The sequence below is a fragment of the Lysinibacillus sp. BSL11 genome (assembly GCF_052928325.1).
The window spans coordinates 232,584-251,997 of sequence record NZ_JAVGCX010000003.1 but is presented as its reverse complement, the minus strand read 5'-3'; the positions used below and the strand labels follow the sequence as shown (position 1 = coordinate 251,997).

Genomic DNA, 19,414 nt, shown 5'->3' with positions numbered 1-19,414 from the left:
AACTCATTAATAAGGGAAGGATTTTTAGAAATTTGTGTTGAACTGCATTAATAAACGTCACGTTGGTAGCGTTTTTGCTGTTTTAATTCATTCACATAGGCTTTTGCTTCCTCTGGTGTTTTCTGTCCTTGCTGCTCAATGATTTGATGAATGGTTGCATCCACATCAGATGCCATTGATTTTTCGTCACCACATACATAAATGACAGCCCCCTGCTCCAGCCACTCATAAAAACTTGCGGCATTTTCTTGCAATTTATGTTGAACATAGATTTTTTTGTCTGTATCACGTGAAAAGGCTACATGCATGTGACTTAATGTGCCAGTAGCTAGCCAACGTTGCCAATCCGTTTGATAGAGGAAATCCGTAACAAAATGCTGATCACCAAAGATGAGCCAAGCTTTCCCCTCAATCCCTAACTCTTCTCGCTCCTCTAGAAAAGCTCGATATGGTGCAACACCTGTGCCTGCACCAATCATAATAATTGGCGTTTCATTATTCTCTGGCAATCTGAAATTCGGATTTTTATGAACATAGATTGGTAATGTATCACCTATTTGTATTCGTTCTGCCACACTTCCAGAGCAAACACCAAGGCGTTGTCTACCTGCTGTTTCATAGCTTACCTTACCAATCGTTAAATGAACCTCTTCGCTATTGGCCTTTTGGCTACTAGCAATAGAATAAAGTCGAGCTGGAATTTTACGCAGTAACTCTACAAACTGCTGTGCATTCCAAGTAAATGGTGTAAATTCCTCTACTAGGTCGAGCAAGTCTCTTCCTTTTGCATAGTCCTTCCATGCTTTTGGTTCTTCAAATAGCTTAGAAAATTCTTTATGCTCTGTATGAGCAGCAATTTTTTCGAGTAACGGCTTAGATAACACCGTAATTTCTAATTTTTTCTGTAGTGCATCTTTTATTGTTATTGTTTCATCAAAAACAGTCACTTCTGTCTCCGAATCAAATTGAAGTGCTGTCAGCAATGCATTGACTAATTGTTCATCGTTCTCTGGCAGAATGCCAATGCTATCGCCGGGTTCAAAATGGAAATTAGCTCCCTCAATCGATAATTCAAGATGACGTGTCTCTTTATTGGAGCCACGACCATTTAAATTTATATTTTCAAGTACTTCAGCGTAAAATGGATTTTTTCTTGAATATGTAGATTCTTCAAGTACTTGCGCCCCTTCGTTGTGTGCTGAAGTAGACGTTGCTGCAGTTGTGTGCTGAAGAAATTCCTGTTGAACCGCAGAGAACCACTGTGCAGCTGCGTCATCATAATCTACATCGCAATCTATACGAGGAACAATTCTTGTTGCACCTAATTGCGCAAATCGCTCATCGAAGTCCTTACCTGTCTTACAGAAAAATTCATAGGAGCTATCCCCTAAAGCAAGGACCGAATACTGTAGGTGTTCTAGTTTAGGCGCCCGTTTGCTATGCAAAAATTCATAGAATTGTATTGCTTGATCTGGGGGATCTCCCTCTCCATGTGTACTCACAATAAGTAATAGATTGGTGATCTTTTTTAAATTACTAGCTTTAAATTTCCCTAATGATGAGACAGTTACATCTACCTGCTGTTCTTTTAAAGCTGCTGCATACTTCTCAGCTAATCCTTGACTATTGCCTGTTTGGGAACCATATAAAATTGCTATTGTTTTTGTAATCGGTTGGGCTGCTGGTGGTGCCTGTTCAGCAATTGCATCAAGAGTTGCTTGGGGAGCACTTAAGTAACCGTTTAGCCAAAATTTTTGTTCAATTGTTAATTTAGGGAGAAGCTCGTTTAATAACTTCACCTGCTCTTCATTAAATGGACTGTTTATTACTTGTAATTTCAATCTTTGCCACCTCACGAATCATCATCATTTCATATTTTTAAATTTATCGAAGCCTTATTTTTTCTTTTTTCTCAATCTGAACCACATAGGAATTTTGAACAATCAATGTAATGGATCCGTGGTTCACAGTATTTAACATTTGGCGGACATTATCTAATGCTAGATTTACATTTTCAGTTCTTTTATCTACCATTACGAAACACCTTCCTCTTTAAAATGTAGTAATTCATCAATACGTTCCACTAATACTTTTTTCACATTGTCGTCATAGCCTAAGCTTTCACATAACAAAATGTTTTGACTGTCAAAGCCTTGTAATCGCTTGGCAATACTTTGTCTTAAAATGCCTGTAAATAATAAATAAGGGACAATAAAAATTTGCTGTTGCTTCCCTTTAACTTGCAGTAACCAGTCTTCAAAGGTTGGTCCCATTCCGTATAAGAAGCATGTATCAACGGCTTTATAGTGATATTTAGTACGTAGCCTTTTGGCAATTTTGGCTAAATCCCTCTTGACGGCTGGATCACTACTCCCGCGTCCTATGAGTAAAACACTCGCATTGCTGTTAGGTTTCAGTTTTTCTATTATCCTAGCCTGTAACGTGTCAATTAATCGTTCATGAATGCCAAGAGGCTCACCATATGTAAACTTTACATATGGATATAGTTTTTGAGCTTTTGCCATTTCTTTCGGAATATCATGCTTTGCGTGTTGAGCAGCTAGTAGGAGAATAGGCATTACGGCAATCGCTGTTGCTCCTTTACGAATACAGCTAGCAATGCCTTCTGCAATGGTTGGTGTTGCCAGCTCTAAAAAGCATATTTCCTGAATAGGTACTGTCACTTCTTGTTGAACGCCTTGAAGAAAGTTTACGGCCTGCTCTACACCCTCCTTTACACGACTGCCATGTGCAATATATAAAATAGCCTGCATAATCCCACAACCTTATCCCGTTATTTGGATTGGCTGTGCTGGGTTTTCCTCAAACCAATGAATGGTTTCTCTTAAGGTCACAACCTTCCCTACTAATATGATGCTAGGGTTTTGAATCTTTTCCACACACACGATTTCCTCAATTGTAGCTAAAGTACCCGTAACAGTTCTTTGCTTAGTAGAAACTGTTCCCCAGTGAATAACAGCCACAGGCGTTTTTTCATCACGGCCATATTTGAGTAATTGTTGACGGATATAAGGCAGATTACCAACACCCATATAAATGGCAATCGTATCAATCCCTTTTGCAAGACTTTCCCAACGGATAGCATCTTCTTTTCCGTCCTGCATATGCCCAGTAACCATAGCAAAGCTTGAGCCTAAATCACGATGTGTGACAGGAATACCTGCATATGCTGGAGCTGCTATACCTGACGTAATACCAGGCACAATTTCAAAGGGAATTTGATGCTTCGCTAGCACACCTGCCTCCTCTGCCCCTCTACCAAAAACAAATGGGTCTCCTCCTTTTAATCTTGTGACAACATATCCTTGTTGGGCATAATCAACAAGCGTTTGGTTGATTTGCTCCTGAATCATGGCATGTTGCTGAGGCAACTTCCCGCAAAAGATTAATTTAGCGTCTTTCTTGGCATAGGCTAATAGCTCTTTATTAATGAGTCTGTCATATAAAATGACATCTGCACATTCAATGCAACGTAATCCTTTAATCGTAAGGAGGTCAACATCTCCAGGACCTGCACCGACAATATACACTTTCCCCATTTCATCTCACTCCTTCTGTTAATTAGCCTTGTTGTCATGGCATTTCAGATTGATTAAACTTACTAATAATGGTCCTCGATTTTCTAAACCTGACACTTTGCTTTCAGTACAAAAACCTTTACTAAATTAAGATAAAGAAAAAAGGCTAATATTACCCTTAGGCACAAAAATGCCTATGAATAATAAAAGCCTCTAGTTTGCTAGTCAGCCACATATTTAATTCTTAGTAATATAATAAGAATAATAAATAATTTAGTATATTCTGTCAACACAAATTTGATACTTCGTTAGGCACAATAAAAACCAGTTGTCGATATCAAGATCGACAACTGGCTGATCTAATTATGTGCTTACCATGGTCTACGATATCGCGGACCTGGTCGAAAATATGGACCTGGTGGATATGGTCGATAGTTTGGATAATATGGATTGTAAGGATATTGATTAAATTGAGAGCCAAGGAAACTGCCTAAAAAACCACCAAAAAACGGTGCGCCAAATGGCCAAATAAAGCCTCCAAATCCTCCGCCTGGATAACCTCCGAAATTGCGCATATGCTACCTCCCCTTTTTACTCTATCGTATGAAGGAAGATACATCTATCATATGTAGAATGCCTATTCTAACGGGATTAGTGCGTAAATTACAAAAAATCAGCGAGAATAAACTCCCGCTGATTGACACAGTTTATTATTTTTCTTCCCCTAAACGTTGGACAAAATTCGCGAGTGTACGGACCATAACACCAGTACCACCCTTAGGTCCTAAATCATGTACAGCTACTGCATCTGATGTGCCTGCTATATCCAGGTGAATCCATGGTGTATCACCAACAAATTCGCCCACAAAACCGCCGCCGAAAATCATATGACCATCACGACCAGGTGAGTTATTTAAATCAGCTACATCTGATTTTCGAATTCGTTTTTTATCATTTTCTGTTAAAGGCATACGCCAAACAAATTCATCTGTCTCTTTTGCAGCTTCCATAAATGCTTCAAAAAATGCATCATCATTTGCAAGTGCACCTGTTTTATCCATACCTAGTGCAGTAATAACGCCTCCAGTTAAAGTAGCAACATCGATCAGTGAAGTAACCCCTTGCTGTTTAGCATATGTAGTTGCATCTGCCAGAACTAAACGCCCTTCTGCATCCGTATTTAATACTTCTACCGTTTTTCCACTGTACGTCGTAATCACATCATCTGGTTTAAACGCTGTATCCGACACCATATTATCTGTAGAACCGATAACGGCTACAACATTTTTATTTGGACGTAATTCGCCGATAATTTTCATCGCACCAAGTACAGCAGCAGCACCGCCCATATCACCTTTCATACCAACCATAGAATCCTTTGGTTTTAAAGAATAGCCGCCTGTATCATACGTTACACCCTTACCAACAAGACCAATCGGATCTTCAAAATCTTCAGTCGCTTTATATTTTAAGGTAATTAATCGTGGTTCTTCATAAGAGCCTTGGTTAACACATAATATACCACCCATACCTAATTCCTCTAATTGTGCTTTATCTAATATCTCTACTTCAAAATCGTATTCCACAGCTAGAGATTGTGCATAGTTAGCTAAATCCGTAGCTGTAAGTAGATTTGGAGGTAAATTAATTAAGCTACGAGCTTCATTGACAGCATCTGCATAAATCACACCTACCTCAAAGCTTGCCACCACTTCATCTAAATCCTCTGCTGTAGTCACAAGGTGAACAGCATCAATACGTTTATCTACTTCGTTTGAAGTTGTTTTATAATGTGGAACAGCATAATAGCCAAGGCCAATTCCTTCACCCGCTAAAAATGCTACATCTGCTGTTGAAATTGACTCTGTTGTAAATGATTCAAGCCAGATGGAATACTCTTTTACTTTTAAAGCTCTTAATTCTTTTCCTACTAAACCAAATGCTGCGCGAATATCACCTTCTGTTAGGTTTTTACGCTCATCTAAACCTACAAATACAATACGTTTCAGGTTGTTATGGTTTTTCACAAATGGTAATTTCGTTAGTTTCTTTAATTCAGTTGAGACGTCTCCTGCACTAATCCATGTATCAAGGGTTTCACCGTAAAAAGATGAAAAGCTTGCCCAGTCCTGCATTTGTTCACGATGTTTTGTGACTCCTACCACTAATAGTTCTGTAGAAATCGTTTCAAATGTTTTTGCTTCTTTTACAATATGCATGTAAATTCCTCCATTCCATATACTATTATAACGAAGTTTCTGAAAAGCGCGTAATATTTGCCTATATCTTCTTTTAGAAAATAATGAATGTTATAATAAAAGCAATTATTTGCGAAGGTTGTGATGAAATTGAGTTTACTCCAAAATACCCCATTACTAATTGCCCTCTTTGCGGTTCTCTTTGCACAGTTTGTTAAAATCCCCATTCATTTTTTAATGACCAGACAAGTAAAATGGGGACTTTTTACGTCAACAGGTGGAATGCCTAGTTCTCACTCTGCTTCTGTCACTGGATTGGCAACCTCAATTGCCTATGAGACGGGTTTGGAATCCCCCATTTTTGCGGTAGCCGCCATGTTTTCCATTATTGTGATGTATGATGCTAGTGGTGTTCGTTACCAAGCAGGGCAGCATGCAGCCATTTTAAATCAACTACGTAAGGATTTCCAAACATTGCTTCATGATTTAAAAAAATGGCCACAGATGGACGGACAAGAAAAATTGGAGGAATTAAAAACACTATTAGGCCATAAACGAAGTGAAGTATTTTTTGGGGCTCTCACGGGTATTTTTATCGCCATCATAACCTACGAGTTTTTTATCTAACAGACATAAACACATCCTCTAGAGGGAGGCTGTGTTTTTTTGTATAAAAAAAGTATTCCCCCTTCAGTTGAAGAAAGAATACTAAGCACGTTAGAACATTCGATAGCCACTTTTACGTAAATAAATCATCACGATACCCGCCACAATAGAACCCGCAAAGCCACCTGATAAAATAGCAATATCCACAAACTGAAGTGCCTGTAATTTATCAATTAATGCTGGGAATGCAGAGCCTGGCTTAAAAATATAATCTAAGAAGCTTACTTCATCTACAATAAAGATGACAACAATTGGATACACAATTGCCATTAACCATGTCATCCGTAACAGCATATTTAACAAGAATCCGATACCAAAAAACATGACGAAAAATAACAAAATAGAAATGATTAACTGTACTAATGAAACTGGACCATCCATGTATGTATAACCTCCGTTTTCCTCTCATTAGTTTACATGATTACGACACCGCTTTCAATGAACATATCCTTGTTTTCGCTTGTTCGTCATATTTGGGAAAATCATTAATCGATCATCTATGGTTGATCTTTAAATTTAGGGGTATTTGCTTCTTCCTCGGGTATTTGCTTCTCCTTCACCGTAGATGCTTTTTCATCAAAAAACTATTGAAGACAAATGCTTATCTTCAATAGTTTCAATGATTTTATGAAGTTGATTGAGCTACTAAAAACTTTGGTGATTTCCAAAGCTGTGCCCATTTTTTAAATGCTGTCAGCACAATTAAGAAGCCAAGCATTAGCATGATAACTGATAAAATCCCATTTAACATATTAAAACCTGCAGCGGCTGGATTCCAGTATACATTTTTAATCATCCAATAGCCTGCAACGTTGACCGTAATGTATAAATAAGCCAATGGGATAAAGCATGTCAATGCATAGATGCGTTTATCTGCGACCTTCAATACCATCGTTACTCCACATACTAGACCAATGGCTGCCATGAGCTGATTGGATACACCGAATAATACCCAGATAGAGCTAATATCCCCTGAATACAATAAATAGCCCCACATAAAGCAGGCAAGTGCACTAGCAAAAATTGTACCTGGTACCCAATTGGTACGCTTCAGTGGTTTATATACATTGCCACCAAAGTCCTGTATTAAATAACGAGCTACCCTTGTTCCAGCATCAATGGCTGTAAGAATGAAAACTGCCTCAAACATAATGACAAATTGATAGAAGTACGAAGATAACTCTGCGAACCAAGGAATACCTGTAAAGATATCTGTCATGCCCACTGCTAGCGTTACAGCACCTCCTGTTCGTCCTTCCAAGTCCATGCCGATACTTTGAGACAATGCTTGTAGATGAACGGGCTCCATCCCTAATGTAGCAAACACAGCTGGTGCTGAGTTAATCGCAAAATAGTCGGCTGGATGAAGAGCAGTAGCTGCGATTAAAGCCATCACACCTACTAGTGACTCTACTAACATAGCGCCAAAGCCTACAATACGAATATCCTCCCAACGATCAATCATCTTAGGCGTTGTTCCTGAGCCTACAAAAGCATGGAAGCCAGAAATGGCACCACAGGCAATTGTAATAGAGACAAACGGCCACACAGGACCGGCAATTACTGGTCCACCACCATGAATAAACTCTGTCAATGGAGGGAATTGAATAGCAGGATTAACAAAGAAAACGCCAATAATTAGTGCAATAAATACCCCAATCTTCATGAAACTACTTAAATAATCACGAGGTGCTAATAATAGCCACACAGGTAACGCAGCGGCGAAAAAGGCATAGATCGGTAAGATGATAGCTAATGTCTCCCGATCAAATGTTAAAAAGTCACCGAATGCTGTGCCTTGAATAAGCGGTCCGATAAATACCCCAATCATTAATAAAATAAAGCCTATAGTAGATGTAACAATTAAATTGCCTGTTTTACGATAGGCAATACCCACAAGCATGGCGATTGGTATCGTTATACCTACCGCAAACGTTCCCCATGGATTGCGCTCTAAAGCACCTAACACCACCATCGAAAGACCTGCCATTGTAATCGTAATAATGAATAGCATTGCAAGGCCTGTACAGAAACCTGCGATAGGGCCTAACTCCTCCTTCATCACTTCAGATAGGGATTTACCACCATGACGCATGGATGCAAATAAAACAACAGCATCATGAACTGCCCCACCAATTACTGCCCCGATTAATAGCCATAGAAGTCCAGGTAAATATCCAAACTGTGCGGCTAGGATTGGTCCAACTAAAGGTCCTGCTGCTGCAATCGCTGCAAAATGATGCCCAAAGGTTACCCATTTATTCGTCGGAACATAGTCTTTACCATCTTCCAAAGCGTGGGCTGGGGTGGGCGTATCATCTTTTATTTTGAGTACCTTCTTTGTAAAGAAAATGCCATACAAACGATAGCTGATCATCAAAATACAAATAGACCCTATCACTATTGTAATCGCATTCATGCAAACACCCCTTTTACTTTTTCCACATCATAGCAAAGGAATGTCCCTATTATTCTCAAAATAACTGAAATGTCAGAAATTAAAGTTGAAAGGTAGTATTTGTCCGTTGAAATGCAACTACCTCGATAGGTCAAAAATTTTCCGTACATCCTTCATATACAGCCTACTGACAGGAATGGCATGTCTGTTGTGCACGATTAAATTAAATTTCGAACTACTCCAAGGCTCAAGTTCCACAATATGCTCTAAATTGACAATATATGCACGATGGACACGTACAAAGCCTTTTAAGGTAAGTCTTTTTTCTAACGCAGCCAATGATTCGGAAGCAATAAAGCGCCCCTGCTCTGTCACAACAACCGTTTTACTATCCTCAGAGGTGCAATACAAAATATCCTGTATTTTCAGTAACAAAATTCGATCGTTTGCATAAACGGTTAATTTATCGAGCTTGTCCAGCTGCGACACCTTTAACTCCTCCAATGTTTTTGCCTGAGCAGCTCTTTTTTTAGCTAACAGTTTTTCCACGGCCGTTTGTACCCTTTGTGCCTCAAAGGGTTTCAATATATAATCGAATGCATTGACTTCAAATGCCTGCAAAGCATAGTCATCGTAAGCTGTAGCAAAAATAATTTCAGGTCTCTGCGCATTCAGTAATAATTGTTTAGCTAAGTCAAGTCCATTGTTAATGCCTAATTCAATATCTAAAAATATACAATCGACTTCTTCAAGCTGTGACGCTTTGCACAATTCCTCAAGATTTTCAGATTCACCACAAACATTCACTAATGCTGTTTGCTCTAATAAATAACGCAGTTCCGCACGTGCTAAGGGTTCATCATCCACAATATATACATTCAAATTCTTCTACTCCCATCTAGTCGCCTTTAACGGCAGTTGAATCATAATTTTTGTGCCCACATCTAACGTACTTGTTATATAAAAATCAGCCTCCGAACCGTAAATTTCATGAATTCGCTGATAAATATTCCATAAAGCCGTGCCTGTCCCTTGTTCCGATTCCATAATACGTTTACCTAGTTGTTTCACCTGTTCTTTCCTCATGCCACACCCATTATCCTCGGTCAACAGCAGTAGCTTATCATTCACGCGTTGTACTTTGACATAAATTTTGCCTTCTTTACGATTTTTAAAGGCATGATAAATAGCATTCTCGACAAGAGGCTGTAAGGTAAATGGAGGAATTTGCACATCAAAGAGTGTTTCATCCATGATAAATTCAACTTCGTAACGATTTGGAAACCGTGTTTGCTCAATAGATAAATAAGCTTCAACATGATCAATTTCATTTTTTAATGGAATAAGCATTTGTCGTGCGCCCTGCAAATTGCTTCTAAAAAATGTACTAAGCTTGATTAATAACGCTCTTGCCTCATCTGCATCTGTCCGAATCAAGCTTGAAATAGTATTTAGACTATTAAAGAAGAAATGTGGATGAACTTGTGCTTGTAATGCCTTGATTTCAGCATCCTTTAATAATTTTCGCTGTTGCTCAATTTCAGCATATTCAAGCTGTGAGGAAAATAGTCTACTCAAACCCTCTGCTAGCTCCTTCTTCACCCCTGTCAAAGAATCTGCTTTAGTGAAATAAAGCTTTAAGCTTCCAACTGTTCGATGCTGTACCTTCAAGGGCAAGACAATGGCAGCACTTAATGGGCAGCTAGCGTGTGGACATTGAATTTCTTTTTCAGATGTAGCCATTAAAATTTTGCCTTCCTCTAATACTCGTTTTGTCAAAGCTGTCATAATTTCTCGATGAATTAAATGATGATCCTCACCAACGCCAACATGTGCAAGCACCCCATTTTTATCGGTAATAGCGACCGCATCTACTTTTATTTCTCTTTTAATAATTTCTGCAACCGTTTGACATGATTCTTCATTCAAGCCCTTACGAAAATGCTCAATTGTTTGTTGGGCAATTGAAAAAGCTTGATGGGTTTGTAACGCCTTTGTTCGCTCCTCTTCATCAATAAACGTTTTAATAATCATGAAAAATATAAATATCCCAAAGGCATTCATTAAAATCATCGGCATTGCAATTAATGAGACTAACTGCAAGGCCTGCTCAAATGGCTTCGCAACTACTAAAATCACCAGCATTTGAATTGTTTCCGCACAGATGCCGATGATGACTGCTTTCTTATAGGAAAAAGTTTGACGTATTTTAAAGCGTTTACTTAAACCACCTGTAATAAAGCCAGCTAGAATCGTTGAAATACCGCAGGCTATTGCTGTAAAACCACCAAGTGTAATTCGGTGAATACCTGCAATAATTCCTACACATACACCAACAAGTGGTCCACCAAAAATTCCTGCAATGGCGACACCAATTAATCTCGTATTAGCAATGGCCTCCTCCGCATTGATCATACTATGTATCATCTGATTTAAAGGATGGATTGTCCCACTTTCAATTTTAATCCCTGTATAACTGCTGATAATACATAGGCTACTAAAGATAATGATGAGCCATATTTTCTCTTTCGTTCCTTGCTCCTGAAACAGCTTTTCTCGAAAGAGTCGCCATCTTGACATTAAAAAGGCAAACACAATGATCAGCCCAACTCGCTCTAACATAAATAAAAACAGCTCCATCAAAGGTCACCTCCTAAAGGTCATATTATTTTTTAAAGAATAAACGATAAGAGGTATAACCAAAAATATCACCTGGATTAATCCCTTCTATCGCCTCTAGTTGATGTCTTTCAAATTGATTGGAAGTCATTTCCTTTAACATAACAGATGTTGATTCATCTTGGGCTAGCTCATTAGGGTACAACCATTTAGCTTCTAAAATTTCATTTTCCTGAATACATACCTGCTGCTGCTCATCTAGCATTCGACAATAAAAAATGGCCATATTATCACTGATGTCATCACGGATAACACCTGTTCTAAATCCAATTAAGCCTGAGACTCTACAATCGATGCCTGTTTCTTCTTTGATTTCACGAATAACTGCTTCATCTACCGTTTCTCCTGCATTAACAAAACCTGCTGGCAATGACCAACGCCCCTTCAAACCACTATAAGCCTTCTTTACAACCAACCATTGCCCAAGCTCATTAACTGTAACACCTGATACACCTAACCATATTTTCCCTCGATCTTTTCTCATAACCCTCACCTCTATCTACCTATTATACCTGCTCACTTTCTATGGAATGAAGCATTTATTCTGAATTTTACGACCGATTTTATAATATGTATGTAACCCCTTTTTTGTAAATATGTTACACTTAAAATAACTATAAATTCTTATTTAGGAGGTGAATTTTATGTTAAATGCATTCTCACCACGAGCAAAGTACTTTATAGCAGCACTTATGTTAGCGATATTAACTCCTTTTCTAGGCTTTTTTATGCCCTTAACTATATCCCATACATTTTATTTTAATAAAGATAATGTCGTACTGATTACTCCTCCTAGCAACTTTATTATGCTTTTAATAGCCTTCGGATTGATAGTATTAGCTTTGATTGTCCTCGGATTAAAAAGAAATCCATATATTTACGTCATTTCGTCTGCAATCACCTTAAGCAGCTTCGTATTAGGTTATTATTCTTTTTCAAGCTATAGCGCGATACAAAAGGATCAAATCGTTTTTCAACAGTATCACCATCAAACTATTTACAAATGGCAAGATATACATGAGGTTATCTATGAATATGAAATAGGTACAGTGGGAACATATTACTTTCAAACAACAAACAATGAAAAATTTGTAATCATGGAAAACGGACAATTTGGCCTCGACGAAAAAAGAGCAATTTATCAGCTAGCAATGCTAAATGGGGCAAAATTTACTGAGCGTGAAAAGTCTATTTAGCTTAATGGAAAAACGCCTTTTCTTAGAACCTAATACACATTTATCCTCTTTCATCTCTCGAATAGCCGCTTCTTTAAACGTTTCTTCCTTTTCTACACACCCCCCTGGCAACTCCCAACCTCTAGTAGAATCTTTCTTTAAAAGTACTTTATTTTGATGATCTATTATACTGCACACAGTTGTATGATTCTCATCTTCTCAATTGTTTAGAAAAGTCATTTCCTCTGATAAATAATTACCATATTGCTCCCCTTATTCATTATAACCTGTTACAATTCAGAATAGATTTAATATTCTGTTCTTAAAATCTTATTCTCACTTTCTATAGGAAGGAGACTAAAATGATCATTAAAATATGAAAGACTTTAATAAATGCAACGAGGGTTTCAAGGTCTTTGGAAGAATTATACCGACCTATGAAAATAATGTTTGGACCTATACAGAAGAAATATTTTCTATACCATACTAAAAAAATATGAAGATGATGAAATAACATTAGTTATGTTGAAGATAAGGGGAAAGCTGTATTTTTTATAACGTTGATCACAACTGTTTTGGAAAAATTAAGCTCCGCTCGAATTGGAATGGATATGGACTTATTGAAGACATTGCTGTTGGAACAGCTTATAGGAAAAATGGTGTTGGAACAGCATTAATCGACCGATGGAATGGGCAAAGGTGAATAACATGTGTGGCCTGATGCTTGAAACACAAGATATTAATGTATCAGCTTGTAATTTTTATGCAAAAAAAATTTTGTTATAGGCACAGTTGATACGATGCTCTATTCAAACTTCCCTTCAGCTAATGAAATAGCGATTTTTTGGTATTATAAATTTTAAATATTCTGTCGTCATGAACAAAGAGGCTCGATAGTTATGTTGTTCTTTTCAAGTATTATACAAACGTTTTTTTCTTCTATTTATCCCATAAAAAATAGCTCGAATGTAACTAACCACCCTGGAATTTAAACAAATTTTATATTTTTCTTAAGAGAATTTTCTACCAAAGCATAGAGTAAACCTACAATTGGTGAAGAATTTTGGTGTCATTTAATTTAATGAGGTGATTTTTTTGAAACCACAAGATTCTCTTTTTTTAATTTTGATTGCAGTGATTATTTCAATACCTGTCGCTTTATTATTTATAGTTTTTCGAAAAAGAAAAAAGATTGCACGAACTATCGTTAGTATAATTGTCAGTAGTTATATTGTTTTTGTCGCAATCTATCCTACTATACTTTCAAACCTTCATGCAAATCGATATGATGAATTAGAGGAATATTTACAGAACACATATCCAAATGAAGAGTTTATTATTTATTCAAGAAACTACGACGATGCCATTCAATTAGGTGATTATGATGTAAGTAATAAGTCTACACCAAAAATAGGAGTGACTTATCGTGTAACAAAAGATGGAGAAATATTTCAACTTGATAGCAAATGGTATAGTAAATAATGTTTTAAGAAATAGTATCTTGTACTTTCTATACGACCACAATTGAATTACGTTCCCAAACCAAAGTTAGATAACAAAACTTTGGTTTGGGAGCATTTCTTGTTCAAACGGGGGCTTTACTTAAAGATTGTTGAGTTGCATAAGCAGCTCTTTTTTTCTTATTGAGCTAACGTGGCAGTTTAGTTCAAGATAGATAATGATATGGTAGGTGGTGTTTCTATGAATCGATTTATTATTACATCAGGTGCGATAGTTCTTGATGAACATAAGAGGATTTTATTAAAAAAGGATCCTAATCGGGGTTGGGAGTTACCAGGTGGGATTGTAGAAGAAAATGAGAATATAAAGAGTGCAGTGATTAGAGAGGTTAAAGAAGAAACAGGAATAAACATTGATATTATTGGATTTTGTGGAGCCTCACAAGAGTTAGAAAGAAATATATGTAATATGTGGTGGTTAGGAACACCTATAAATGGACGTTTAAAAACAAGCAAAGAAAGTTTAGAGGTTGGTTTTTTTAGCATTGAAGAGGCACTAAAACTGATAAGAAATGATGACTTTAAAGAGGAACTTTTAATATGTTTAGATAAAAATAATCATCCATTTTTTATTACATTTAAATAGACTTTTTATTACGCTAACGAGGGGCTTTAGTTCAATAAGATTAGGACTTGTGTTTATGATTGATTTACATATATGCAAGTCCTTTTGTTATGCCCCTAGGCTTACTCCTGTAATGCTTCACAAATGGCATTGTAGCACCAATAAACTAACACTCTTCTACTCTACTATCAACCCCTATAGGCTGTTAAATGTAGATAGAATTATAATTACCAATTGACTAAACACTGAAATAGTGTAAAATTACACAAAAAGAGATACTTTAGTTGGTAAATTGAGCAAATGGTTTGTAGCTTCAATTTCACTCGGAATAATAGGGGGTATTTTCATTTTTCAATAAGCGAAACAAAGTCTATCACATATCAATCAAGGACTTGTGCGTAAATAATGATTATTCCGTTATTAAAGAGAAGGAAAAAAACAATTTTTAGGGGGATGTAAGATGAATAAAAAAAAGATATTAATTATAACTAGTACCCTAATCGCTGTTATTGTCTTTGCACTGCCAACAGGTTTTATTTATGTTCTAAACAACGGTAATCCATATACAAAATACATTGCTAATAAGTATGTTCCAGAATATTTAGAAGAGAAGGGATATATAGACGAAGAAATTGAAGAATCACATTTTGTTGAACCCAAGCACTTAATAAATAAAGATTTTTATCACGGACATTATATGGTTATTTTTAAAGATGAACCTAATACAACCTATTATTACGGAATAACTAAAAAGGGAAAACAAGTTCAGCAATTTTGCGAAAAAGACAGACTTTCATTAGATGGTGTTACTGAAATATTTGAGGGTGAGACAAAATATAGTGAAAAGGAATGTAAAAATTCTCTTGATAATAGAGATTAATTTGCTTTGGACTATTAAAAAAGCCTCCTTAATTCGTAATGTTTTGCAACATACAAATCAAAAAGGCTTGGTATTCACAACCCTAAATACGCTAATTTAGAGTTGTGTTTACATATAATCGGGATTGTGACACTCAGATTTTCACTGCAATTTACAATCCTTGTTCTACATTTATATTACGTTGAATTACTCACAAACCTCAGGTGTACCTTCACGCTTTGCTGTTTTGAAAGATGTACCGCAGCCACATGATGCAATGGCATTTGGATTATCGATTGTGAAGCCACCGCCCATTAGCGATTGTTTATAGTCAATTTTTGTTCCCATCAAAATCGGCGCATCTTCACGGGAAACAAGAATTGTTAAACCATGCTGTACATCTTCAAAATCATCCTCTTTTTTCTCTTTATCAAAATGCATGCCATAGGATAGCCCGCTACAGCCGCCACCATTCACCACTACACGTAAAAAAGAACCTTGTTCTTCATTATGCTCCATCATTTCATTAATATGAAAGCCAGCAGCCTGTGTCACTTCTATAATTTGCTTTGTACTTGTCATCCCAATCACCTTCCTTCTTACGTATTATCATAACAATTTTGACCATTGTATGACAAACATTCAGCTTCATGTCGATTTTAAGTTATAATTCTCATATTTTTCACATTAATAGTATTTTTTATTCATGTTAATAAAAACATCATTGGTATAATAGTTACAACGAATTCTTGGCAGGGGGTAATATATATGGAGATTTCACCATATTACGAGAAAAAGATTCAATGTTTAAATTGCAAAAAAGAATTTCCCACATTAAAAGTGCGTTCAAAATTTATTAAAGTAGATCATACAGAAACAGATTTTCAACCTATTTATGCAGATGAAGTGAATGCTCTTTATTACAATGTTTTTGTATGTGAGCATTGTGGCTTTTCCTTTACAGAAGATTTTACAAAATATTTTGCACCAGGTATCCAAGATCATATACGTACACAAATTACAGAAAAATGGGTGCATCATGATTTCAAGGGTGAACGTACTGTATTTCAAGCCATTCAAGCCTATAAGTTAGCGTTTCTTTGTGGCACGATTAAAAAAGAAAAAAATGTAGCGATTGCTGGACTAACTTTACGTCTTGCATGGCTTTATCGTTCCTTAAACAATAGTGGACAAGAAGAGCGCTTTATGAAATTAGCACGTGATTATTATATGGAATCTTATTCAACCGAGGACTACAGCTCCACACAAATGTCAGCCGTCCGAATTATGTATATGATTGCTGAATTATCTAGACGTATTGGAGATATTGAAAATGCGACACGCTTCTTTTCTAGAGTCATTGAAAAACAAAGTGTCGGTGGTGAGGCAAAAATTATAGATATGGCGAAAGAACAGTGGGCCATTATTCGTGAAGAAAAAGAACATGCGCGTCATATATAGGGAGATAAAAAAGTTCTAGCTTAACAGCTAGAACTTTTTAGAAAGGCTTAGAATACTTGCTCTACTTCTACAATACCTGGTACTTCTTCTAATAATGCTCGTTCAATACCAGCTTTTAATGTAATCGTAGAACTTGGGCAACTGCCACAAGCACCTAATAAACGTAATTTCACAACGCCATCCTCAACATCTACTAATTCACAGTCTCCACCGTCACGTAGTAAGAATGGACGTAATTTATCTAATACCTCTTGAACTTGGTCGTTAATTGTTGCTTCTGCCATTTATCTCGACTCCTTTCCTTATAATGATTATAATGTTAGCAACAGAAAAAATCCAATATTGAATCACAAGGAGAGAAAATACTATGCCATCAACAAAACCTATGATTGAAATTTATGGAACAGCTGTCATATGTGCTAGCTGTGTCAATGCCCCATCTTCCAAGGATACATATGAATGGCTACAAGCGGCCATCAATCGGAAATATCCAGATCAAGTATATGATATTCGCTATATCGATATTGAAGGGCCAATTGAGAATGAACGCGATCAAGAGTATGCATCACGTATTCAAGATGATGAATTTTTCTATCCCCTTGTCCTTATTAACAATGAGGTAGTTGGAGAGGGCTATGTCCAATTAAAGCCTGTATTTACAGCGCTTGAAAATTTAGGGTTTGTTCCAGACGAAACGGTTTAACAAAAATAAAGGGATTGTATCAAAATAATTTTTGAAACAATCCCTTTTAGCTAATTAATCATTTTGACGTTTGTAATACCATAATAATCCTGATTTCATTAAGCGAGCGATACGCCCCGTTACTGTTGTATCAGCTAAGTATACAAAGCCTTGTTTTTTACCAAGAGCCCCCATGAAGCCTTTTAATTTAATATCTGGCATCTTCTCTGGTAAATGTTCACCTTTCCAACGCATACGAAGTACTTTCACAATTTGCTCCGCTTGTTCCTCTGCTAATTGTGCTGTTGGGGCTAAATCTGATGAAGCACAATCTCCTACAACATAGACATGTTCATCATCCAGTAAATTAAAATACTGTGTGACAAGTGGACGGTCATGTTTATCTTTTTCAACATCCATATCACGAACAATTTTGACTGGCTGAACACCAGCAGTCCAAACCACTGCATCGAGTAAAATTTCATCATCATGGTTAAAAATTTTACCTGGCTCTACTCTTGTAATATTTGAATTGGCAACAACATCAACATTATGCTTAACAAACCAATCCTTTACATACTTACTTAGTTTTTCTGGAAAATCTTTCAATATACGTTGACCACGGTCAAATAGCTTGATTTTTAAATCTGAGCGACTTTCACGTAGCTCACTTGCAAGCTCGATTCCACTTAAGCCAGCCCCTATAATTCCAACTGTAGATCCAGCTGGTAACCCACAAAGTGCTTGGAATGTTGCACGTGATTTGCCCATTGTTTGAATGCTGTACGTATACTCTTCCGCACCTGGTACACCATGATATTTATCTTCACAGCCAAGCCCGATGACTAAATCATCATATTCTATACGTTGTCCGTCTTCAAGAATGACTACTTTTTCCGCACGATTAATTTCAACGACTTCTCCATATACGGCAGTTAAACGTTCATGCTCTGGGAAGCTTACACGAATTTCTTTATCTGTTGCTGTCCCTGCCGCCAATGCATAAAACTCTGTTTTTAAACTATGGAAAGGGGCTCTATCTACTATAACTACCTCTCTGTCTAATGGTAGGCTGTTTAATAGACGAAGCATGACACGCATATTGCCGTAGCCGCCACCTAAAAGTACTAATTTTCCCATAATAGTCTCCTTTTATATCTCTTTTAATAATTGTTCACAAAGTATCCACAAACGAGTATAACCGATTGTGAGAAGTTTCACAATATCAGAATGAAATTTTGTGAAAGATTTCACAAAATAAACGCAAACCTGTTCATTTCTATTGATTTTTAAGCCATTAATAACAAATTCCCTTTATCTTTTATTAAAAAACGTTTCTTTTCTCTTAAACATAAATAATTGACGAAAATCGTAAAACCGAGTAGCATTACTTTGGTGAGGTGACATGGATGAATCCAATGGTTGAATTTTGTATAAGTAATTTAGCAAATGGCTCTCAAGCAACTTATGAAGTACTCGAACGCGATCCAAACATCGACGTTTTGGAATATGGCTGCCTCAGTTATTGTACAAAGTGCTCAGAATCCTTTTATGCAATTGTAAACGGTGAATTAGTAGAAGCTGATTCTCCTGATGAATTAACGAAAGCCATTTATCAATTTATCGAAGAAAATCCTTTATGGTAGTTTTCTAAAATGCCTATATGAATAAA

23 protein-coding genes and 1 pseudogene are annotated in these 19,414 nt (G+C 36.7%); 9 read left to right on the top strand and 15 right to left on the bottom strand.

Annotation, left to right across the window (positions count from 1 at the left end):
• Positions 1–47: 47 nt before the first annotated feature.
• From RCJ95_RS05515 to RCJ95_RS05490, 6 genes are all read right to left on the bottom strand, one after another.
• Entirely contained in the window at positions 48–1,841 is a 1,794-nt protein-coding gene (locus tag RCJ95_RS05515) for an assimilatory sulfite reductase (NADPH) flavoprotein subunit (RefSeq protein WP_446722003.1), read from the bottom strand.
• A 43-nt stretch (positions 1,842–1,884) separates the two neighbouring features.
• The gene (locus RCJ95_RS05510) at positions 1,885–2,034 is read right to left on the bottom strand and encodes a YezD family protein (RefSeq protein ID WP_004228347.1); all 150 of its coding nucleotides are present in this window, start codon (positions 2,032–2,034) and stop codon (positions 1,885–1,887) included.
• A complete protein-coding gene (locus RCJ95_RS05505; protein ID WP_221681286.1) occupies positions 2,034–2,774 on the bottom strand; it encodes a sirohydrochlorin chelatase in 741 nt (246 codons plus the stop codon). The genes RCJ95_RS05510 and RCJ95_RS05505 overlap by 1 nt, the downstream gene beginning before the upstream one ends.
• Before the next feature lie 12 nt (positions 2,775–2,786).
• Complete coding sequence (cobA, locus tag RCJ95_RS05500; RefSeq protein WP_221681285.1) at positions 2,787–3,560, bottom strand: uroporphyrinogen-III C-methyltransferase; 774 nt, start codon at positions 3,558–3,560, stop codon at positions 2,787–2,789.
• 350 nt (positions 3,561–3,910) lie between these two features.
• Complete coding sequence (locus RCJ95_RS05495; RefSeq protein ID WP_016991509.1) at positions 3,911–4,114, bottom strand: hypothetical protein; 204 nt, start codon at positions 4,112–4,114, stop codon at positions 3,911–3,913.
• Positions 4,115–4,249: 135 nt separating this feature from the next.
• Positions 4,250–5,758: a leucyl aminopeptidase gene (locus tag RCJ95_RS05490; protein WP_221681284.1), complete on the bottom strand. Its 1,509-nt coding sequence runs from the start codon at positions 5,756–5,758 to the stop codon at positions 4,250–4,252.
• Positions 5,759–5,881: 123 nt separating this feature from the next.
• Between RCJ95_RS05490 and RCJ95_RS05485 the strand changes: the two genes are divergently transcribed.
• Positions 5,882–6,364 (top strand): divergent PAP2 family protein, encoded by a 483-nt coding sequence (locus RCJ95_RS05485; RefSeq protein WP_221681283.1) that lies wholly within the window; start codon positions 5,882–5,884, stop codon positions 6,362–6,364.
• Positions 6,365–6,454: 90 nt separating this feature from the next.
• Here the strand turns inward: RCJ95_RS05485 and RCJ95_RS05480 are convergent, their stop codons facing one another.
• The 5 genes from RCJ95_RS05480 to RCJ95_RS05460 form a co-directional block, all read right to left on the bottom strand.
• Positions 6,455–6,784, bottom strand: a complete 330-nt coding sequence (locus RCJ95_RS05480) for a YuiB family protein (protein ID WP_004228336.1) — start codon at positions 6,782–6,784, stop codon at positions 6,455–6,457.
• Positions 6,785–7,028: 244 nt separating this feature from the next.
• Positions 7,029–8,822 (bottom strand): carbon starvation CstA family protein, encoded by a 1,794-nt coding sequence (locus RCJ95_RS05475; RefSeq protein ID WP_221681282.1) that lies wholly within the window; start codon positions 8,820–8,822, stop codon positions 7,029–7,031.
• A gap of 117 nt (positions 8,823–8,939) precedes the next feature.
• The gene (locus RCJ95_RS05470; protein ID WP_446722002.1) at positions 8,940–9,683 is read right to left on the bottom strand and encodes a LytR/AlgR family response regulator transcription factor; all 744 of its coding nucleotides are present in this window, start codon (positions 9,681–9,683) and stop codon (positions 8,940–8,942) included.
• Positions 9,684–9,689: 6 nt separating this feature from the next.
• The gene (locus RCJ95_RS05465; protein WP_369578200.1) at positions 9,690–11,441 is read right to left on the bottom strand and encodes a LytS/YhcK type 5TM receptor domain-containing protein; all 1,752 of its coding nucleotides are present in this window, start codon (positions 11,439–11,441) and stop codon (positions 9,690–9,692) included.
• A 25-nt stretch (positions 11,442–11,466) separates the two neighbouring features.
• On the bottom strand, positions 11,467–11,964 hold the full coding sequence (locus RCJ95_RS05460) for an NUDIX hydrolase (RefSeq protein ID WP_446722001.1): 498 nt from the start codon (positions 11,962–11,964) through the stop codon (positions 11,467–11,469).
• 160 nt (positions 11,965–12,124) lie between these two features.
• Between RCJ95_RS05460 and RCJ95_RS05455 the strand changes: the two genes are divergently transcribed.
• Positions 12,125–12,676, top strand: coding sequence for a hypothetical protein (locus RCJ95_RS05455; protein WP_221681278.1), 552 nt, complete (start codon positions 12,125–12,127; stop codon positions 12,674–12,676).
• Here the strand turns inward: RCJ95_RS05455 and RCJ95_RS05450 are convergent.
• Complete coding sequence (locus tag RCJ95_RS05450; RefSeq protein ID WP_082431457.1) at positions 12,635–12,853, bottom strand: NUDIX hydrolase; 219 nt, start codon at positions 12,851–12,853, stop codon at positions 12,635–12,637. The two genes, RCJ95_RS05455 and RCJ95_RS05450, sit on opposite strands and share 42 nt — an antisense overlap.
• A gap of 178 nt (positions 12,854–13,031) precedes the next feature.
• Between RCJ95_RS05450 and RCJ95_RS05445 the strand changes: the two are divergent.
• The 4 genes and pseudogenes from RCJ95_RS05445 (at position 13,032) to RCJ95_RS05430 (ending at position 15,620) form a co-directional block, all read left to right on the top strand.
• Positions 13,032–13,518, top strand: a pseudogene (locus RCJ95_RS05445) (GNAT family N-acetyltransferase).
• Positions 13,519–13,750: 232 nt separating this feature from the next.
• The gene (locus RCJ95_RS05440) at positions 13,751–14,137 is read left to right on the top strand and encodes a hypothetical protein (RefSeq protein WP_221681277.1); all 387 of its coding nucleotides are present in this window, start codon (positions 13,751–13,753) and stop codon (positions 14,135–14,137) included.
• A gap of 219 nt (positions 14,138–14,356) precedes the next feature.
• The gene (locus tag RCJ95_RS05435) at positions 14,357–14,761 is read left to right on the top strand and encodes an NUDIX hydrolase (RefSeq protein ID WP_221681276.1); all 405 of its coding nucleotides are present in this window, start codon (positions 14,357–14,359) and stop codon (positions 14,759–14,761) included.
• A gap of 439 nt (positions 14,762–15,200) precedes the next feature.
• Positions 15,201–15,620, top strand: a complete 420-nt coding sequence (locus tag RCJ95_RS05430) for a DUF3139 domain-containing protein (RefSeq protein ID WP_221681275.1) — start codon at positions 15,201–15,203, stop codon at positions 15,618–15,620.
• 186 nt (positions 15,621–15,806) lie between these two features.
• On the opposite strand, the gene RCJ95_RS05425 is transcribed toward RCJ95_RS05430, so the two are convergent.
• Positions 15,807–16,181 carry a HesB/IscA family protein gene (locus tag RCJ95_RS05425; RefSeq protein ID WP_009371985.1) on the bottom strand — a complete coding sequence of 125 codons (375 nt, stop codon included), beginning with the start codon at positions 16,179–16,181 and terminating at the stop codon, positions 15,807–15,809.
• A 186-nt stretch (positions 16,182–16,367) separates the two neighbouring features.
• Here RCJ95_RS05425 and RCJ95_RS05420 point away from each other — a divergent pair, with 186 nt between their 5' ends.
• Positions 16,368–17,060 (top strand): DUF2225 domain-containing protein, encoded by a 693-nt coding sequence (locus RCJ95_RS05420; RefSeq protein ID WP_004228303.1) that lies wholly within the window; start codon positions 16,368–16,370, stop codon positions 17,058–17,060.
• 47 nt (positions 17,061–17,107) lie between these two features.
• On the opposite strand, the gene RCJ95_RS05415 is transcribed toward RCJ95_RS05420, so the two are convergent.
• Positions 17,108–17,344: a NifU family protein gene (locus tag RCJ95_RS05415; RefSeq protein ID WP_004228295.1), complete on the bottom strand. Its 237-nt coding sequence runs from the start codon at positions 17,342–17,344 to the stop codon at positions 17,108–17,110.
• Positions 17,345–17,427: 83 nt separating this feature from the next.
• Between RCJ95_RS05415 and RCJ95_RS05410 the strand changes: the two genes are divergently transcribed.
• Positions 17,428–17,763, top strand: a complete 336-nt coding sequence (locus tag RCJ95_RS05410) for a YuzD family protein (protein WP_004228290.1) — start codon at positions 17,428–17,430, stop codon at positions 17,761–17,763.
• Positions 17,764–17,817: 54 nt separating this feature from the next.
• Here the strand turns inward: RCJ95_RS05410 and RCJ95_RS05405 are convergent, their stop codons facing one another.
• Entirely contained in the window at positions 17,818–18,882 is a 1,065-nt protein-coding gene (locus RCJ95_RS05405; protein WP_004228288.1) for an NAD(P)/FAD-dependent oxidoreductase, read from the bottom strand.
• 269 nt (positions 18,883–19,151) lie between these two features.
• Between RCJ95_RS05405 and RCJ95_RS05400 the strand changes: the two genes are divergently transcribed.
• A complete protein-coding gene (locus RCJ95_RS05400) occupies positions 19,152–19,388 on the top strand; it encodes a YuzB family protein (protein ID WP_004228286.1) in 237 nt (78 codons plus the stop codon).
• Positions 19,389–19,414 lie beyond the last annotated feature (26 nt).

Coding starts and splice junctions, on each gene's coding strand:
- RCJ95_RS05510 (WP_004228347.1), bottom strand. CDS start 2,034: ATGGTAGATAAAAGAACTGAAAATGTAAATCTAGCATTAGATAATGTC.
- RCJ95_RS05505 (WP_221681286.1), bottom strand. CDS start 2,774: ATGCAGGCTATTTTATATATTGCACATGGCAGTCGTGTAAAGGAGGGT.
- cobA (WP_221681285.1), bottom strand. CDS start 3,560: ATGGGGAAAGTGTATATTGTCGGTGCAGGTCCTGGAGATGTTGACCTC.
- RCJ95_RS05495 (WP_016991509.1), bottom strand. CDS start 4,114: ATGCGCAATTTCGGAGGTTATCCAGGCGGAGGATTTGGAGGCTTTATT.
- RCJ95_RS05490 (WP_221681284.1), bottom strand. CDS start 5,758: ATGCATATTGTAAAAGAAGCAAAAACATTTGAAACGATTTCTACAGAA.
- RCJ95_RS05485 (WP_221681283.1), top strand. CDS start 5,882: ATGAAATTGAGTTTACTCCAAAATACCCCATTACTAATTGCCCTCTTT.
- RCJ95_RS05480 (WP_004228336.1), bottom strand. CDS start 6,784: ATGGATGGTCCAGTTTCATTAGTACAGTTAATCATTTCTATTTTGTTA.
- RCJ95_RS05475 (WP_221681282.1), bottom strand. CDS start 8,822: ATGAATGCGATTACAATAGTGATAGGGTCTATTTGTATTTTGATGATC.
- RCJ95_RS05465 (WP_369578200.1), bottom strand. CDS start 11,441: ATGGAGCTGTTTTTATTTATGTTAGAGCGAGTTGGGCTGATCATTGTG.
- RCJ95_RS05460 (WP_446722001.1), bottom strand. CDS start 11,964: ATGAGAAAAGATCGAGGGAAAATATGGTTAGGTGTATCAGGTGTTACA.
- RCJ95_RS05455 (WP_221681278.1), top strand. CDS start 12,125: ATGTTAAATGCATTCTCACCACGAGCAAAGTACTTTATAGCAGCACTT.
- RCJ95_RS05435 (WP_221681276.1), top strand. CDS start 14,357: ATGAATCGATTTATTATTACATCAGGTGCGATAGTTCTTGATGAACAT.
- RCJ95_RS05430 (WP_221681275.1), top strand. CDS start 15,201: ATGAATAAAAAAAAGATATTAATTATAACTAGTACCCTAATCGCTGTT.
- RCJ95_RS05425 (WP_009371985.1), bottom strand. CDS start 16,181: ATGACAAGTACAAAGCAAATTATAGAAGTGACACAGGCTGCTGGCTTT.
- RCJ95_RS05420 (WP_004228303.1), top strand. CDS start 16,368: ATGGAGATTTCACCATATTACGAGAAAAAGATTCAATGTTTAAATTGC.
- RCJ95_RS05415 (WP_004228295.1), bottom strand. CDS start 17,344: ATGGCAGAAGCAACAATTAACGACCAAGTTCAAGAGGTATTAGATAAA.
- RCJ95_RS05410 (WP_004228290.1), top strand. CDS start 17,428: ATGCCATCAACAAAACCTATGATTGAAATTTATGGAACAGCTGTCATA.
- RCJ95_RS05405 (WP_004228288.1), bottom strand. CDS start 18,882: ATGGGAAAATTAGTACTTTTAGGTGGCGGCTACGGCAATATGCGTGTC.
- RCJ95_RS05400 (WP_004228286.1), top strand. CDS start 19,152: ATGAATCCAATGGTTGAATTTTGTATAAGTAATTTAGCAAATGGCTCT.